This is a genomic window from Buttiauxella cochleicola, assembly GCF_021282435.1.
Taxonomy (GTDB): Bacteria; Pseudomonadota; Gammaproteobacteria; order Enterobacterales; family Enterobacteriaceae; genus Buttiauxella; species Buttiauxella massiliensis.
In genome coordinates, this window is sequence record NZ_JAJSOT010000001.1 from 1,170,504 (window position 1) to 1,187,256 (window position 16,753).

The window sequence follows — 16,753 nt, forward strand, 5'->3', positions numbered from 1 at the left end:
CTCCCCAAGAAAATCTCAACGAAAATGGTGCAAAGCTAAACGTTTGCGCTTATCCTTTGTGCCCGGCATAAATCATCGTTATTTCCTTCCTACGCCGGAGCACTTTCATGACCGTATTACCTCAGGTATTAAAAATTCGCCGCCCAGACGACTGGCATGTTCACCTTCGTGATGGTGATATGCTAAAAACGGTTGTGCCTTATACCAGCGAAATTTATGGTCGCGCGATTGTGATGCCAAACCTGGCGCCGCCAGTGACAACGGTTGAAGCTGCCATTGCTTATCGCCAGCGTATTCTCGACGCCGTACCGCAAGGGCATAGTTTTGAGCCTTTAATGACCTGCTACCTGACTGACTCTCTGGACCCGAACGAAGTTGAACGTGGGTTTAACGAAGGTGTGTTTACTGCGGCAAAACTGTACCCGGCAAATGCGACAACTAACTCAAGCCATGGTGTCACCAGCACTGCTGCGATTTTGCCAGTACTTGAGCGCATGCAGAAAATCGGTATGCCGCTGCTGATTCACGGTGAAGTAACTCACGCTGACATTGATATTTTTGACCGTGAAGCACGCTTTATCGAAACTGTGATGGAACCGCTGCGTAAGCAACTGCCGGAACTAAAAGTGGTATTTGAACATATCACCACCAAAGACGCCGCACAGTATGTGAAGGAAGGCAATTCCCTGTTAGGTGCAACTATTACCCCGCAACACCTGATGTTTAACCGCAACCACATGCTGGTTGGCGGCGTGCGCCCTCATCTGTATTGCCTGCCTATTTTAAAACGCAGCGTGCATCAGGAAGCGTTACGCGCGCTGGTAGCAAGCGGATGCGACCGTGTGTTCCTGGGGACTGACTCCGCACCACACGCACGTCATCGTAAAGAAGCAAGTTGTGGTTGTGCTGGCTGCTTTAACGCCCCTTCTGCTTTGGGTGCTTACGCGACGGTATTTGAAGAGATTAATGCAATGCAGCACTTCGAAGCGTTCACATCCCTCAATGGCCCGCGTTTCTATGGTTTACCTGTTAACGAAGAGACTATCGAACTGGTTCGCACGCCGGTTGAAATGCCAGAAACCATCGAAACATCCGATGACAGCATCGTGCCATTCCTGGCCGGTGAGAAAGTAGCCTGGTCAGTTAAAGCATAATTTTTACCGCCCCCTGTTGCATCACTGGCAATATGACTGTATAAATATCCAGTATATTATATAGGGGGCTGTTATGCGTATTGAAGTCACTATTGCCAAAACTACATCTCTGCCACCAGGCGCTATTGATGCGCTTGCCAATGAACTTTCACGCCGTATTACTCAACACTATCCTGAAAACGTTAACCACGTTCAGGTACGTTATGCAGCTGCAAATAACCTGTCGGTTTTAGGGGCTACCAAAGAAGACCGCGATCGCATTAGCGAAATATTGCAAGAGACCTGGGAAAGCGCTGACGACTGGTTTGCTGCGGATTAAAAAACATAATGGGAATAGGCTGGCTTTAGATCAATTCGCCGTTCATTTCAGGTAAAAATTCCCTCGTTGTTATCTTTATACCGGGTGTCGCCATCCGGTTTTTTTAATTGTATGAAATTTACTCATTTAAATAATTTCCCTTCTTATACGTTACCCAGAATCATCTGATTCAATAAAGAATATCATGCCGGTTTATTGTGCAATTAAGCGCTTTATTGTAAAAAAAGTGTTGCAGGGTATTTATTTCTCCGTCGAATTAGCTTAATCATTGATATACTTAACTGGCTTCACATTAAACAAGCATTAAACCTCACGAACCGTTGTCTCAAACACACGTATAAAAGGGGTTATGATGGAAAAAAATAGTGATGTTATCCAGACCCATCCCCTTATCGGATGGGACATCAGCACCGTTGATAGCTACGATGCGCTGATGCTTCGCCTGCACTACCTGACCTCGAATACGCAAAAGCACGACGAAACTGAAATCGGTCAAACTTTATGGCTGACCACGGATGTTGCCCGGCAATTTATTTCTATTTTAGAAGCCGGGATTGCTAAGATTGAATCTAGTGATTACCAGGTAAACGATTATCGTAAGCATTGATTGTCGATGCTGCTCAAATAACGCAAGGCACCGTAGAGGTGCCTTTTTTATTATTCAGGTTTCGCTCAATTGCCAGTCGGTCGAGAATTAATTAACCTGCTATATACTTTTTGCCAGAGAGAAGAGAAAAGCATCATGCATTATGACCTTATCATCGTCGGTAGTGGTTCCGTTGGCGCAGCCGCCGGATGCTATGCCACTCACTCCGGCTTAAACGTGCTTATGATCGACAGCAACCACCCTCCCCACCAGCAAGGTAGCCATCATGGTGATACTCGCCTGATGCGCCACGCTTATGGCGAAGGGGAAAAATATGTCCCGCTGGTGTTACGCGCTCAGACTTTATGGGATGCGTTGCAGGAAATCAGCGGTGAGAAAGTCTTTCATCGCACTGGTGTGATTAACCTCGGCCCTGAGGATTCAGCATTTATATCAACGGTGCAAAGCAGTGCGCAAACCTGGTCACTACCGCTTGAAACGCTGACGGCTGAACAAGTGATGACACGCTGGCCGCAAATTACCGTTCCTGAAAACTATCTTGGCTTGTTTGAGCCAGATTCTGGTGTGCTGCGCAGCGAGTTGGCGGTGGAAACTTATATCCGTCTGGCAAACCAGGGTGGTTGCGCGCAGCTGTTTAATTGCCCGGTGACGGACATTCGCCATACCTCAGACGGTGTGGTAGTCGATACCCCAGAAGGCGAATTTACCGCCGATAAACTTTTGGTGAGCGCAGGAACCTGGGTCTCTAAATTATTACCCGAACTGCCCGTAACGCCATGGCGCAAAATCTTTAGCTGGCATCAGGCCGACGGGCGCTATAGCGAAAAAAATAACTTCCCAGCGTTTACCGCTCAATTGCCTGACGGGAGCCAGTACTACGGGTTCCCGGCTGGTGAAGATAACGAGCTGAAACTGGGCAAGCATGATGGCGGGCAGATGATAAGCGAGCCGCAACAGCGTAAACCGTTTGGCGCTATCGCCACCGACGGCAGCGAAGTGTTCAGCTTCTTGCGCCAGATAATGCCAGGTGTGGGGGTTTGTATGCATGGCGCGGCCTGCACTTACGATATGTCACCGGATGAAGATTTTATTATTGATACCCTGCCCGGTCATGACAACACGATGGTGATCACCGGCCTGAGCGGGCATGGTTTTAAATTCGCTTCGGTGCTGGGGGAAATTGCCTGTCAATTTGCACTGGGCAAAGAGTCGAGTTTCGATCTGACGCCGTTTTCGCTTTCACGATTTAGCTAGTATTGAATAATGTCGGATGACGCTTACGCTTATCCGACCTACTTAAGCGCAAGCGACATCCATTTTTTCACTCTGGGTCAGGAATGCCCAACGTGGTGTTCAACACGCCACGCGATTTATTGAAAATCTTATTGCCGTTTTCACGGCCAGCGCGGCGGCGGCGCTGTTCTTCAGGTGAGAGTGCCAGTTCTTCGCGGCAAATGTCGCTACAGCATCCGGCATATTTCTCAGCGCAGCTTGGGCACTGAATAAACAGCAAATGGCAGCCGTCATTTTTGCAGTTGGTGTGGCTGTCGCAGGAAGCGCCACACTGGTGGCAATGCGCAATCACATCATCCGAAATGCGCTCGCCCATACGCTCGTCAAAGACAAAGTTTTTGCCGACAAAGCGCACTGGGATCCCTTGCTCACGAGCACGACGGGCGTATTCAATAATCCCGCCTTCGATGTGGTAGACGTTCTTGAATCCGTTATGCATCATCCAGGCGCTGGCCTTTTCACAGCGGATCCCACCGGTGCAATACATGACGATTTTTTTGTCTTTGTCGTCCTGCAACATATCTACCGCTTTCGGCAACTGCTCACGAAACGTGTCTGCGGGGATTTCCATAGCGTCCTGGAAATGGCCCACTTCATATTCGTAATGGTTCCGCATGTCGATAAACACGGCATCCGGGTCGTCGAGCATCGCGTTAACGTCTGCGGCTTTCAGATAAGCACCGACATTGCTGGCATCAAACGACGGGTCATCAATCCCATCGGCAACAATACGGTCACGCACTTTCATGCGCAGCACCCAGAACGACTTTCCGTCGTCTTCAAGCGCGATATTCAGACGCACGCCATTGAGCGCGGCATGGAAACCGTAGAGTGTTTCGCGGAAGGCATCGACACGGCTTTGAGGAACGCTAATTTGCGCGTTGATCCCTTCATGGGCGAGATACACGCGACCAAAAACATTCAGCGCGGTAAAAGCCTGATAAAGCGCATCGCGCGTGGTTTGAGGTTCTTCAATATGGAAATATTTATAGAATGAGATTGTGGTGCGTGGCTCGGTTTCAGCCAACATACGCACGCGCAATTCATCATTCGATATGCGGTTGTGTAACACTGGCATGGTGTTCGCTCGGCTATCGTTGATAAGAAAAAACTGGGCAGCATCATAAAGCAATTATCGTTAATTTACATCCACGTATTTTGCGCTACATTTCAATTATTACTTCGCATTTAATTCAACAATTGCTGAAATATCAAACACTCTGCTGCCGTTAATTTTGGATGTTCCATGATTAATGTCACAATAGACCGACTCAAGAAGATCCGGCATTTGCCGTCACAATAGGTTTTACATGACGAACTTACCGCAATTCTCGCGCGCTTTGCTTCACCCCCGCTATTGGGGAATCTGGTTTGGTATTGGCCTGCTGTATCTCATTACCCTGCTCCCCTACCCCGTGATTTATCGAATTGGCTGCGGCCTCGGCCATTTAGCTATGCGGTTTATGAAACGCCGCGTCAGAATTACCCGCCGGAATATTGAACTCGCTTTCCCACACGTCACGCCCGAAAAGCGTGAATATTATCTGAAGAAAAATTTCGAGTCCGTGGGGATGGGGCTGATGGAAACCGGCATCGCCTGGTTCTGGCCAACATGGCGTATCCGGCGCTGGTGCGACGTTAGCGGCGTCGACCAGATTCATGCGGTACAAGAAGCCAAACGCGGCGTACTCCTGATTGGTATTCACTTCCTGACGCTTGAATTAGGTGCACGCATGTTCGGCATGAACACACCCGGCATTGGCGTTTACCGTCCGAATGACAATCCCCTGTTAGACTGGCTGCAAACCTGGGGTCGAATGCGCTCCAACAAAAGCATGATCGATCGTAAAGATCTCAAAGGGATGATCCGCGCGCTCAAACAGGGCGAGATCATCTGGTACGCGCCTGACCATGACTACGGCCCGCGCGGCAGCGTCTTTGTACCATTTTTTGGCGTTGATCAGGCGGCTACAACCACCGGCACCTATACGCTGGCACGCATGTCAGGTGCGGCGATTGTCCCGATGGTGCCACGCCGCAAACCTGACGGAAAAGGCTATGAGTTGATTATTCTACCTGCAGAGTTTTCACCACCATTAGAAACCCCGGAAGGCACAGCGCTGTGGATGAACAAAATCATCGAAGAATGCATCATGATGGCGCCTGAGCAATACATGTGGCTGCATCGCCGTTTTAAGACACGTCCAGAGGGTGTGCCGTCGCGTTACTGATTCGCTATTCGATTAAGTCATAGGGCGACGTAAAGTCGCCTTTAATCGTTCTAAAACTGCATTTCATAAACATTGCCACTCTCCATTCATCAGGCGCATAATTAGCAAGGTAATAATTCCCCCGCATATCTTCTCTGCACTAAACTGGAGCGTTATGACTCTCCCCGAGAGCAACATCAACTGGAAAAGAAATCTCACCGTCGCCTGGCTTGGGTGTTTTCTGACCGGCGTCGCATTCAGCCTGGTCATGCCTTTCCTGCCCTTGTACGTCGAAAGTCTTGGCGTGACGGGCCACAGCGCATTGAATATGTGGTCGGGCATCGTTTTCAGTATTACGTTCCTTTTCTCCGCGATAGCATCGCCTTTCTGGGGCGGGCTTGCCGACCGTAAAGGCCGCAAAATCATGCTGCTGCGTTCAGCGCTTGGCATGTCTATCGTGATGGTGTTGATGGGCTTTGCGAGCAATATCTGGCAATTTTTAGCGCTGCGCGCCCTGCTCGGTTTGCTGGGTGGATTTGTCCCCAATGCCAACGCGCTGATTGCGACTCAGGTTCCGCGCCATAAAAGCGGCTGGGCGCTCGGCACGTTATCGACCGGAGGCGTGAGCGGTGCGCTGCTCGGCCCAATGATTGGCGGTTTTTTGGCGGATACTTACGGCCTGCGCCCGGTGTTTTTCATCACCGCCGCCGTGTTATTTACCTGCTTCGTTTTCACTCTTTTCTGCATCCGCGAGCAATTCACGCCGGTTAACAAGAAAGATATGCTGCACGCGCGTCAGGTTCTCATGTCGCTTAAAAACCCAAAACTAGTGCTGAGTCTGTTTGTCACCACCATGATTATCCAGGTGGCGACCGGTTCGATTGCACCAATTCTGACGCTTTATGTGCGCGAGCTGGCAGGGAATGTCAGTAACCTGGCGTTTATTAGCGGCATGATTGCTTCCGTTCCCGGTGTGGCCGCGTTGATAAGCGCACCGCGCCTCGGGAAGCTGGGTGACAGAATCGGGCCGGAGAGAATTTTAATCTGCGCGCTGGTGATTTCGGTTCTGCTACTTATCCCCATGTCGATGGTGCAAACGCCATGGCAGCTTGGCGTGTTACGTTTTCTGCTCGGTGCCGCCGACGGCGCGCTGTTACCCGCCGTACAAACGCTGCTTATCTACAACTCCAGCAACCAGATTGCCGGGCGTATCTTTAGCTACAACCAGTCTTTCCGCGATATTGGTAACGTCACCGGCCCGCTGGTCGGGGCCGCCGTTTCGGCCAACTACGGCTTCCGCACGGTATTTTTAGTCACCGCTTGCGTGGTGCTTTTCAACGCGCTTTACTCCTGGATTAGCTTGCGACGCCCTACTGAACGAGTGACGGCTCCCGATTAAGGAGCAGAGACAACTCGAAGTACGACGAGGATTAAATTTCATACTTGCAACTTTGCAAACAGCGTCAACAATTAACTTGAAATTGCACCGGAGCGCGTGCTCCCTGACCTGTAACAAAAGGAGATGAGTATGAGTCTGTACGCGACGCTGGAAGAGGCCATTGATGCCGCACGCGAGCTTTTCCTTGTAGACAACCCTGAACTTGATGAAGAGAGTGCCAGTGTTCAGCAACTGAACATTCAGAAGTACATTCTTCAGGATGGCGACATCATGTGGCAGGCTGAATTCTTTGCCGATGATAGTGAAGATGGCGAATGTTTCCCGATGCTGAGCGGTGAAGCGGCACAAAGCGTGTTTGATGGTGACTTTGATGAAATCGAGTTACGTCAGGAATGGATTGAAGAAAACACGCTGCATGAATGGGACGAAGGTGAATTTCAACTTGAGCCGCCGTTAGATACCGAGGAAGGGCAAACTGCGGCTGATGAATGGGATGAGCGGTAACGCTTATTCGTACGGGCCGTGGCTGGCATCAATCGGCAGCAACAGGGTGTCGAAGACCAGCGAAAACGGTAAGTCTAATACCGTGATATAGCGCCATGCACTATCACGCACGTCCCACTGCACGCCGGGGTAATACTGATTACCATGTCCCTGCCCCGGTACTGCACGGCTGATAATGCTGCCACAGCCGCTGAGCAAGCACGCAACCGTTATCACAACCATCATTCTTAACATGCTTTTACTCCAAAAAAATACCGGCCCGAAGGCCGGCATTGTGAGCGCGTTTGCCGGGTTACTTAGTCGGCAACGCCTCAGGGTTAAGCTCAACCGTTTTGTAGCTATCCACCCACGAAGAGTAACGCTGCGGGTTGGACCACACACGATAATGCAGACGGGACATAGTCACCGGGTCGCTTAAAAGCACCAGACGACGATCGCGGTTCAGCTTATCAGGCGTTTCGTTCAGCGCCTGTTCAACGTGACGATCGCGGGCGATTTCCAGCACCTGGCTGGCACGGTGACGTGCAGTTGCCATTGCGGTTGCCAGGGCATTAAACGACGGGTTAAACACCGCGTGCATAAAGCCATCGTCCAGCGTGCGGCTGCGGTTCAGCTTCAGGTAGTTGTCGGTATCGACCAGCACCTGCGGAGGAGAATACTCTTCCGGGATCAGGAACAGCTTCCAGCGCTTGGTGCGTAAACCGAGGGTCGCGCGGCTCGACAGCACCGAAACAAACGGCGACAGGATCAGCGAGAACACGATTGGCGCAAGCCAGAACAGGAAGCGTAAATCCAGCCACGCCATGCCAACAGCCCACACCAGACCCAGCAGAAGCTGAGAACCGTGGCGCATAAACGCTTCGCCCCAAGGGGTTGAATCGTCATCACGCTGTGGTGAATTCCAGACCACTTCCCAACCGAGGAACGCGCTCACCACAAACACTGTGTGGAACAGCATACGTACCGGTGCCAGCAGCACGGAGAACAGCACTTCCAGCAACAGAGAAGCCGTTACGCGGAAGAATCCACCGAACTCTTTCGAGCCTTTGCACCAAATCAGGATGATACTGAGCAGCTTAGGCAGGAACAGCAGCACCATGGTGGACGCGAACAACGCAATCGCCAGTTCAGGACGCCATTGCGGCCACACCGGGAACAGCTGGCGCGGCTGCAGGAAATATTGCGGTTCGGTCAACGCATGCACCACCTGCAAGGCAGTTGATAATGCGAGGAACATAAACCACAACGGCGCAGACAGATAAGACATAACGCCCGTCAGGAACACCGCACGGTGTACCGGGTGCATACCTTTTACCAGGAACAGACGGAAGTTCATCAAGTTACCGTGGCACCAGCGGCGGTCACGCTTGAGTTCGTCCAGCAAGTTCGGCGGCAACTCTTCATAAGAACCTGGCAGATCATAGGCAATCCACACCCCCCAACCCGCACGACGCATCAGCGCTGCTTCTACGAAGTCATGAGAGAGGATGGAACCGGCGAATGAACCTTCACCTGGCAGCGGTGCTAGCGCACAGTGCTCAATAAACGGCTTAACGCGGATAATCGCATTGTGGCCCCAGTAGTGGGACTCACCCAACTGCCAGAAGTGCAAACCCGCCGTAAACAGCGGCCCGTATACACGTGTCGCAAACTGCTGGCAACGTGCATACAGAGTGTCCATGCCCGACGCTTTTGGTGAAGACTGAATAATGCCCGCGTTCGGGTTAGCATTCATCAGGCGTACCAGGTTAGTCAGACAGTCACCGCTCATTACTGAGTCGGCATCCAGTACAACCATGTAGCTGTACTGATTACCCCAACGACGACAGAAGTCATCGATGTTGCCACTTTTACGCTTCACGCGACGACGACGGCGACGGTAGAAAATCTGCCCTTCGCCCTGCACTTCGTTGATGAGTTCCATCCACGCTTTCTGCTCGGCAACACAGATATCCGGGTTGTAGCTGTCGCTTAAGATGTAAACGTCGAAGTGCTGCTGTTGGCCAGTTGCTTTTACCGATTCCCACGTCGCGCGTAGGCCCGCAAACACACGGTCAACGTCTTCGTTACAAATAGGCATGATAAGCGCGGTGCGGTTCGCCGGGTCAATAGGTTCATCGCCCACCGTTGAGGCAGAGATACTGTATTTATCTTTGCCCATCAGCAGTTGCAGGAAGCCCATCAGCGCGGTCCAGAAACCCGCCGACACCCAACAGAACAGGATAGCGAACAGGATCAGGATGCCCGTTTGCAGCACATACGGCAGCAGCTGCATGAAGGAAACCCATAAATCCTGGCCAATCATGTCTGACGGATTGATCAGCGCCCAGCCCTGGTAAGGAAGAATGGTCTTCATATACCAGGTTGCTACGACAGTCTGAGCAATAGTCAGCACCAGCAGAATGTAACGTCGGATAGTCCCGACGGTACGCCATTTCTGCTCAGCTTCAGCCTCTTCTTTCGACATGTAGCGAGGATTTACTTCCCGCCCGCGTAAACGATCCCAGAAACGACCAATCGGGTTGGTGCGCCACGGATCGGGGAACATTGAAGAGCGCGTAGCTTTAGGCATTGCCTGCAACTGGGTGCGCCCCTCTTCGTCCTCAATCAGTTGATCACCGCCCAACGATCCAGGCCAGCTTGCTTCAAGCCGGGCCTTTACCGAGGCTAAAGGGGAATCATCGGCTCTGTCATAGTGGTGCCCTTGCGCATCAAGCGCTTCATGCACCGCTTGAAGATCTGATGCAGGAAGAGCCGCCTTCTGCTGCGCAGAAAGCGGAAGAGCATCAATATAATCAGACGCAGTATCAGTAATCTTATTCATTGGCAGGTAGCTGGTAGCTCCAGGTTTCACTCAACGTTTGATCACCATTGACCAGCGCTGCACGCATTTCAGTCGGTTTCTTCTCATCTTTGACTTTCACACGTACAGTCAAACGCCAGCCTTTAGTGACCGGGTTGTAACGTACCTGGCTGTCAACGATTTCACCGTTGTCACCAATGCTGGTTTGCGCGGTAACCGGCGTATCTTGCGGCAGTTTTTTCATGTCCGCGCCGACATAATCCACGACAAACGCAATAGTGCCGTCTGGCTGGCGAATCAGATTCGACTGCTTCACATCACCGGTTGAGCGGCGAGTCTGCGCAACGTATGCGTTATCAGGCGCATGCATTTTGTCTTCATCACGGCTGAAGGTAATGGTGTACTTGAAGTTCATCTCTTTGCCGGGTTCCGGGAGCTGATCCGGAGTCCAGTAAGCAACGATGTTGTCGTTAGTTTCGTCGTTGGTTGGAATTTCAACCAGCTCAACGCGACCTTTACCCCAATCACCTTGCGGCGCAACCCATGCACTTGGGCGCTGATCGTAACGATCGTCTAAATCCTCGAAACGAGAGAACTGGCGGCCGCGTTGCAGCAAACCGAAGCCAACTGGATTCTCGGTTGCAAACGAGCTCACCGCCAGATGTTTCGGGTTATTCAACGGACGCCAAATCCATTCACCGTTACCGGCATGGATAGACAGACCGTTGGAGTCATGCAATTCCGGACGGAAGTTGGTGCTTGGCGACGGCTGATTTGGCCCAAACAGGAACATACTGGTCAGCGGTGCAACACCCAGTTTGCCGACTTTATCGCGCAGATAAACCTTCGACTGCACGTTAACCACAGTGTCGCGACCAGGAGTAATCACAAAGCGATACGCACCGGTTGCACGTGGGGAATCGAGCAACGCATAAAGAGTCAGCGTTTTCTCGCCAGCTTTCGGGCGTTCAATCCAGTATTCACGGAAACGTGGGAACTCTTCGCCAGATGGCAAAGCAGTATCAATAGCCAAACCACGAGCAGACAGGCCATAAACCTGACCTGAGCCAATCACACGAAAGTAACTCGCCCCGAGCATGCTGACAATTTCGTCGTTCTTATCTTTGCTGTTGATCGGATAGAGCACTTTGAACCCGGCAAAGCCGAGATCTTTCACGGTGTCTTTATCGTGTTTTACATCACCGAAATTAAAGTAATCCGGGTTGTATTTGATCTTATGAACCGCAGTTGCTGTCACTTCATTGATAGCAACCGGGGTGTCGAAATACATACCCTGGTGATAAAATTCAAGCTTAAATGGGGTCTTTAACTTGCTCCAGTAGGCTTTGTCGTGATTGAACTGGATCTGCTGGTAGTCCGCATATTTCATGTCACGGAACTGCGATGGCAGATTAGTTTTAGGTGCTTCGTAGCTTTTGCCCGCTAATGTTTTCGCTTGTTTTGCGACATCATCGATATTGAAGGCCCAAACTGAGGTGGTATAAAGTGACAGCATGACTGCAGCACCGAGCCCACACACTTTCATCATTTTTAGTTTATGTTTCATATTAACCAGCACATCCCCCTTTGTGTGCTTAAATCAATCCAATCCATTTTAATGGAAACTTCTGCTTTCCGACAACCAATTACCCGCATTGTTCAGCGCACCGGCTCAGCCTTTAAGCAAAAAAAGACAACTGCTTACGCTTTCAGCATCCATCCTGGAGACAGGATGTCATGGTTAGTGTAGGGTTGCCACGGAATTGATACCGTTCGGGACTTTAAGCCTATTGGGATATGTTCTTAAGGATAAGGCGATTCGTCCGATAATGTTTGGAGTATTATGAGTAAAGCACCACAACAACGCGAGTTTTTCCTGGATTCTATCCGGGCCTGGTTAATGCTTTTAGGCATCCCGTTTCATATCTCGCTCATCTATTCAAGCCATACCTGGCATGTCAACAGCACTGAAGCATCGTGGGGTTTAACCCTGTTTAATGATTTTATTCATGCCTTCCGCATGCAGGTATTCTTTGTTATTTCAGGATATTTTTCTTACATGCTGTTTCTGCGCTACCCGCTAAAACGCTGGTGGAAAGTACGCGTGGAGCGCGTCGGCATCCCTATGTTGACGGCCATTCCATTGCTAACCTTGCCGCAATTTTTAATGTTGCAACACGTTAATGACAAAGCAAAAAACTGGCCAGGACTGACGCCATACGAAAAATACAACACACTGGTGTGGGAGCTAGTTTCTCACCTCTGGTTCTTATTAGTCATGGTGGTGCTGACGACTATTTGTTTATTTTTGTTTCAACAAATGAAAGCACGTATTACTGAAAAGTCAGAAAATATCCCATCTTCTATTACTTTAGGAAAGCTCTCAATCGCCTTCCTGGGGTTCGGTATTCTATACGGTGTTATTCGCCGTACTATTTTTATTATTTACTCACCGATATTAAGTGATGGATTATTTAACTTCGTAGTGATGCAAACGCTGTTTTATCTACCATTCTTCATGCTCGGAGCTCTGGTGTTTGTACGCCCACAGTTAAAAGCGCTATTTACCACACCGTCCCCATGGTGTGCGGTGGGAGCGGCACTGGCATTTTGCGCCTATCTGCTTAACCAACGTTACGGTAGCGGTGACGCCTGGATGTATGAAACCGAGAGCGTGATCACCACGGTGATGGGTTTGTGGATGGTCAACGTGGTGTTCTCGCTGGGCCATAAGCTGCTGAACTTCCAGTCAAAACGTGTGACCTATTTCGTGAATGCGTCGCTGTTTATTTACCTGGTGCACCATCCGTTGACGCTGTTCTTTGGCGCGTACATCACGCCGCATATTGCGTCTAACGCGCTGGGCTTTATCACCGGATTAATTTTCGTGATTGGTATCGCGGTGATTCTGTATGAAATCCACCTGCGCATTCCGTTGCTGCGTTTCCTGTTCTCCGGCAAGCCGCAGAATGTAGCGGTTAAAGTAACCACTCAATAGGCAGTCGATAAACTAACCTCACCAACACCCGCTGCCAAAAGCGGGTGTGCGGTTCTTTCTTCCAGACAATCTCTTTGCCTTCACTGTGTTCCACCCAATTCACTCGCCCCCACTTATCCAGACGCAGCGCCCAGGCATTCTCTTTCTGGCTTTGGGTAAAACGCTGGTGAATATCTTGCGCCAGCGCTTCGCTCTCAATGACAAATCCCATTTCGGTATTCAACATCGCCGAGCGCGGGTCAAAATTAAATGAGCCGATAAACACCTTTTGTTTATCTACACTAAACGTTTTGGCATGCAGGCTGGAACCTGAATTCCCTGTTAAGCCACGATCATGTGGTCTGCGTAGGCCATCCTGCTCAGGCTTTAACTCATAAAGCTCGACTCCGTGGCGCATCAGTTTTTTGCGCCAACGCGCGTAACCAGCATGAACGACCGCCACATCGTTTGCGGCCAGTGAGTTAGTCAGGATGGCTATTTTTACCCCTTTACGCACAAGCCCTAAGATTTGTGCGATGCCCGCGCGAGTGGGCACAAAATAGGCTGAAATAATATCTATCTCACGCTCCGGCATACCAATCACATTCATCAGGCGTTGCGGCAGTAACGTGTGATTGCGCGCTCTGCCCTGCCCCTTACGCGGGTCATCGCTGAGTAAGCGTGTTTTCGCCCAGTACATATTAAGCGTGCGGGCGACCAGATCGGTCGCAAACTGGCTGGTTGTCAGGCGGTCAAGATAGCGGCGAGCCTTCGGGTCATCGCGCCAGTCATCTGGCAATTGCACCCGCTGCTGCAAGGCATCGGTATCGACATCCAGCACCTTTTCCAGTGTCGAGACACACTGGCTATTCCAGTAGCGCTCAAAATCCTGGCTGACATCCTCGACAACCGGGCCTACGGCCAGCACATCTAAGTCTGAAAACAGCGGTTGTTTACCCACACCAAAGTACTCATCCCCCACATTTCGCCCGCCAATAATCGTAGTTTCACCATCAACAGTGAATGATTTGTTGTGCATACGACGGTTAAGCCTGGCAAAGTCGGTCAGATAGCCGATGGCGCGAAACAGGCGAAATGAAAAAGGATTAAACAGGCGCACTTCAATCTGCGGATGGGAATTGAGCAACTCTAAAATATCATCAAGGCCGTTGGTGTTGTTATCGTCAAGCAACAGGCGAACTTTCACTCCACGGTCAGCCGCCGCCAGCAACGCGCTGAACAGCAAGCGCCCGGACATATCGTCCTGCCAGATGTAATACTGCACATCGAGGGTTTTCTCGGCCATCCCGCACAGCAGATAGCGCGCAGCAAAAGCGTCGAGGCTATCCGACAAAGGGTGAATCCCGCTAAACCCAGGATGTTCGGCAAGCGATGGAGTAATCGCCCTTCCAAGACGTGTGGCGTGATGATTTTTCAAATTAGAGTTGAGCAAGAAGTTGTTGATAGATGAGGGTATTTTCGTCATCAAAGCAGACAAAAACGACCTCTTCAGGTAATGGACGTATGCCTATATAGCGGTAAACGGTATCAACGGCGATTTTCGCGGCCTCCTCTTTCGGATAACCATAAGCACCCGTGCTAATTGCCGGGAAGGCAATGGTGCGATAACCGTTGGCGGCGGCTAAGTCCAGGCAGTTACGATAGGTTTGTTCGAGCAACTCGGCCTCGTGTTTTTCGCCACCGTGCCACACCGGGCCAACGGCGTGAATCACCGCTTTAACCGGAATATTCCCAGCCTCGGTAATCACCGCGTGTCCAGGCGCACATTCGCCCTGTTGGCGAACAATCACTTTGCAGGCTTCCAGTAAAACAGGCCCCGCCGCACGATGAATCGCACCATCAACACCACCGCCCCCCATCAGGGATGAATTCGCCGCGTTGACAATGACGTCAACCTCGACGCGGGTGATATCACCTTGTATCACCGACATTCTTTCGCTCATTGGGAAATCTCCAGTTAGTCTTTGAGAGTAGTCTAAACTTACCGAATAGTCGGCGTATATCCCTTACTTAGGATTTGTTGACATTGCCCCACCCCAGCTTTTTTCTCGTTTACTACAAGACCCAGCAAAGCTAATGCGTTTATTAACGCATTTCAGTGGCAACTTCGTTTCAGGAGAGGTTCTATGGCTAGTGAAGCGCAAAAAGTCGGGCTGGTCCCGGTGATGTTAATGGTTGCGGGTAACATAATGGGTTCCGGGGTTTTCCTGCTCCCGGCGAACCTTGCAGCAACGGGCGGAATTGCCATTTTTGGCTGGATGGTGACGATTATCGGTGCGCTGTCGCTATCCATGGTATACGCCAAAATGTCATCTCTCGATGACAGCCCAGGCGGCTCATATGCATACGCCCGGCGGGCATTCGGCCCGTTCCTGGGTTATCAAACCAATCTGCTTTACTGGCTGGCCTGCTGGATAGGTAACGTCGCCATGGTGGTAATTGGCGTCGGTTATCTGAGTTATTTCTTCCCGATGTTAAACCAACCATGGCCGCTCACCGTCACCTGTATCGCCATTTTGTGGTTGTTCGTCGGGCTCAATATTGTTGGCCCGAAAATGATCACCCGCGTGCAGGCGGTCGCCACTATTCTGGCACTGATTCCAATAGTCGCCGTCGCCGTCTTAGGCTGGTTCTGGTTTAAAAGCGATACCTATATGGAAGCCTGGAACGTCAGCGGCAAAGGCACTTTTGGTGCGATTCAGAGTACCTTGAGCGTCACGCTGTGGTCGTTTATCGGCGTGGAAAGTGCGTCTGTAGCGGCAGCGGTGGTTAAAAATCCCAAACGCAACGTGCCCATCGCCACCATTGGCGGGGTATTGATTGCCGCAGTTTGTTACGTGCTTTCCAGCACTGCCATTATGGGCATGATTCCTAACGCCGAGCTGAGACTTTCTGCGTCGCCATTTGGCGATGCCGCACGCATGGCGATGGGGCCCACTGCCGGGGCAATTGTTTCGTTCTGTGCCGCAGCCGGGTGTTTAGGAAGCCTTGGCGGCTGGACGCTACTCGCCGGGCAAACGGCGAAAGCCGCCGCCGACGATGGTCTGTTCCCACCTATTTTTGCCAAAGTGAATAAAGATCAGACTCCAGTCGCGGGTTTGCTGATTGTTGGCGTCCTGATGACCATCTTCCAGCTTGCCAGTATCTCGCCTGACGCTACCTCACAGTTCGCGGTGGTTTCATCTGTATCGGTCATCTTTACGCTGGTGCCGTATATCTACACCTGCGCGGCTTTAATGCTGGTCGGTCAGGGGCATTTGGGCAACCAACGTCTGCCGTTCCTGTTCATCACGCTGATTGCTTTCATTTACTGTATTTGGGCCGTCGTTGGCACAGGCGCGACCGAAGTGATGTGGTCGTTTGTCGCCATCATGGTGATTACTGCGATGTACACCGTTAACTACAACCGTCGTCATAAAAACCCCTACCCGCTGGATAAACCTGTGGTTAACGACTAACTGGAGAT

General features: G+C 51.0%; 15 protein-coding genes. 9 read left to right on the forward strand and 6 right to left on the reverse strand.

Features of this window, described 5'->3' with window-relative positions:
• Nucleotides 1-107 precede the first annotated feature (107 nt).
• From pyrC to solA, 4 genes are all read left to right on the forward strand, one after another.
• On the forward strand, nt 108-1,154 hold the full coding sequence (pyrC, locus tag LVQ77_RS05380; protein WP_232903874.1) for a dihydroorotase: 1,047 nt from the start codon (nt 108-110) through the stop codon (nt 1,152-1,154).
• 73 nt (nt 1,155-1,227) lie between these two features.
• A complete protein-coding gene (gene dinI / locus LVQ77_RS05385) occupies nt 1,228-1,473 on the forward strand; it encodes a DNA damage-inducible protein I (protein ID WP_064517858.1) in 246 nt (81 codons plus the stop codon).
• Between the two features lie 352 nt (nt 1,474-1,825).
• Nucleotides 1,826-2,080, forward strand: a complete 255-nt coding sequence (bssS, locus tag LVQ77_RS05390; RefSeq protein ID WP_034456211.1) for a biofilm formation regulator BssS — start codon at nt 1,826-1,828, stop codon at nt 2,078-2,080.
• 135 nt (nt 2,081-2,215) lie between these two features.
• Nucleotides 2,216-3,334: an N-methyl-L-tryptophan oxidase gene (gene solA, locus LVQ77_RS05395; RefSeq protein WP_232865552.1), complete on the forward strand. Its 1,119-nt coding sequence runs from the start codon at nt 2,216-2,218 to the stop codon at nt 3,332-3,334.
• Nucleotides 3,335-3,401: 67 nt separating this feature from the next.
• Here the strand turns inward: solA and trhO are convergent, their stop codons facing one another.
• A complete protein-coding gene (gene trhO, locus LVQ77_RS05400; RefSeq protein ID WP_232903875.1) occupies nt 3,402-4,451 on the reverse strand; it encodes an oxygen-dependent tRNA uridine(34) hydroxylase TrhO in 1,050 nt (349 codons plus the stop codon).
• 232 nt (nt 4,452-4,683) lie between these two features.
• Between trhO and LVQ77_RS05405 the strand changes: the two genes are divergently transcribed.
• The 3 genes from LVQ77_RS05405 (at nt 4,684) to LVQ77_RS05415 (ending at nt 7,486) form a co-directional block, all read left to right on the forward strand.
• Entirely contained in the window at nt 4,684-5,604 is a 921-nt protein-coding gene (locus LVQ77_RS05405; RefSeq protein WP_232865554.1) for a Kdo(2)-lipid IV(A) acyltransferase, read from the forward strand.
• 154 nt (nt 5,605-5,758) lie between these two features.
• Nucleotides 5,759-6,982, forward strand: coding sequence for a multidrug efflux MFS transporter MdtG (gene mdtG / locus LVQ77_RS05410; RefSeq protein WP_232865555.1), 1,224 nt, complete (start codon nt 5,759-5,761; stop codon nt 6,980-6,982).
• A 129-nt stretch (nt 6,983-7,111) separates the two neighbouring features.
• Entirely contained in the window at nt 7,112-7,486 is a 375-nt protein-coding gene (locus tag LVQ77_RS05415; protein ID WP_120066517.1) for a MysB family protein, read from the forward strand.
• 3 nt (nt 7,487-7,489) lie between these two features.
• Here the strand turns inward: LVQ77_RS05415 and LVQ77_RS05420 are convergent, their stop codons facing one another.
• The 3 genes from LVQ77_RS05420 to mdoG all read right to left on the reverse strand — a co-directional run bounded on the left by LVQ77_RS05420 (nt 7,490) and on the right by mdoG (nt 11,838).
• Nucleotides 7,490-7,711: a YceK/YidQ family lipoprotein gene (locus LVQ77_RS05420; protein WP_370639859.1), complete on the reverse strand. Its 222-nt coding sequence runs from the start codon at nt 7,709-7,711 to the stop codon at nt 7,490-7,492.
• A 67-nt stretch (nt 7,712-7,778) separates the two neighbouring features.
• Nucleotides 7,779-10,310, reverse strand: coding sequence for a glucans biosynthesis glucosyltransferase MdoH (mdoH, locus tag LVQ77_RS05425; protein ID WP_151992619.1), 2,532 nt, complete (start codon nt 10,308-10,310; stop codon nt 7,779-7,781).
• Nucleotides 10,303-11,838, reverse strand: coding sequence for a glucans biosynthesis protein MdoG (gene mdoG, locus LVQ77_RS05430; RefSeq protein WP_151992924.1), 1,536 nt, complete (start codon nt 11,836-11,838; stop codon nt 10,303-10,305). The genes mdoH and mdoG overlap by 8 nt, the downstream gene beginning before the upstream one ends.
• 294 nt (nt 11,839-12,132) lie before the next feature.
• Between mdoG and mdoC the strand changes: the two genes are divergently transcribed.
• Nucleotides 12,133-13,287, forward strand: coding sequence for a glucans biosynthesis protein MdoC (gene mdoC / locus LVQ77_RS05435; protein ID WP_232903876.1), 1,155 nt, complete (start codon nt 12,133-12,135; stop codon nt 13,285-13,287).
• Here the strand turns inward: mdoC and LVQ77_RS05440 are convergent.
• Together LVQ77_RS05440 and ymdB are read right to left on the reverse strand one after the other, a co-directional pair.
• The gene (locus LVQ77_RS05440) at nt 13,268-14,755 is read right to left on the reverse strand and encodes a phospholipase D family protein (protein ID WP_232865584.1); all 1,488 of its coding nucleotides are present in this window, start codon (nt 14,753-14,755) and stop codon (nt 13,268-13,270) included. The genes mdoC and LVQ77_RS05440 overlap by 20 nt on opposite strands.
• Nucleotides 14,706-15,230 (reverse strand): O-acetyl-ADP-ribose deacetylase, encoded by a 525-nt coding sequence (ymdB, locus tag LVQ77_RS05445; protein ID WP_232865558.1) that lies wholly within the window; start codon nt 15,228-15,230, stop codon nt 14,706-14,708. The genes LVQ77_RS05440 and ymdB overlap by 50 nt, the downstream gene beginning before the upstream one ends.
• A gap of 183 nt (nt 15,231-15,413) precedes the next feature.
• Between ymdB and adiC the strand changes: the two genes are divergently transcribed.
• Nucleotides 15,414-16,745, forward strand: coding sequence for an arginine/agmatine antiporter (gene adiC, locus LVQ77_RS05450; RefSeq protein ID WP_064517817.1), 1,332 nt, complete (start codon nt 15,414-15,416; stop codon nt 16,743-16,745).
• The last annotated feature ends 8 nt before the right edge of the window (nt 16,746-16,753 follow it).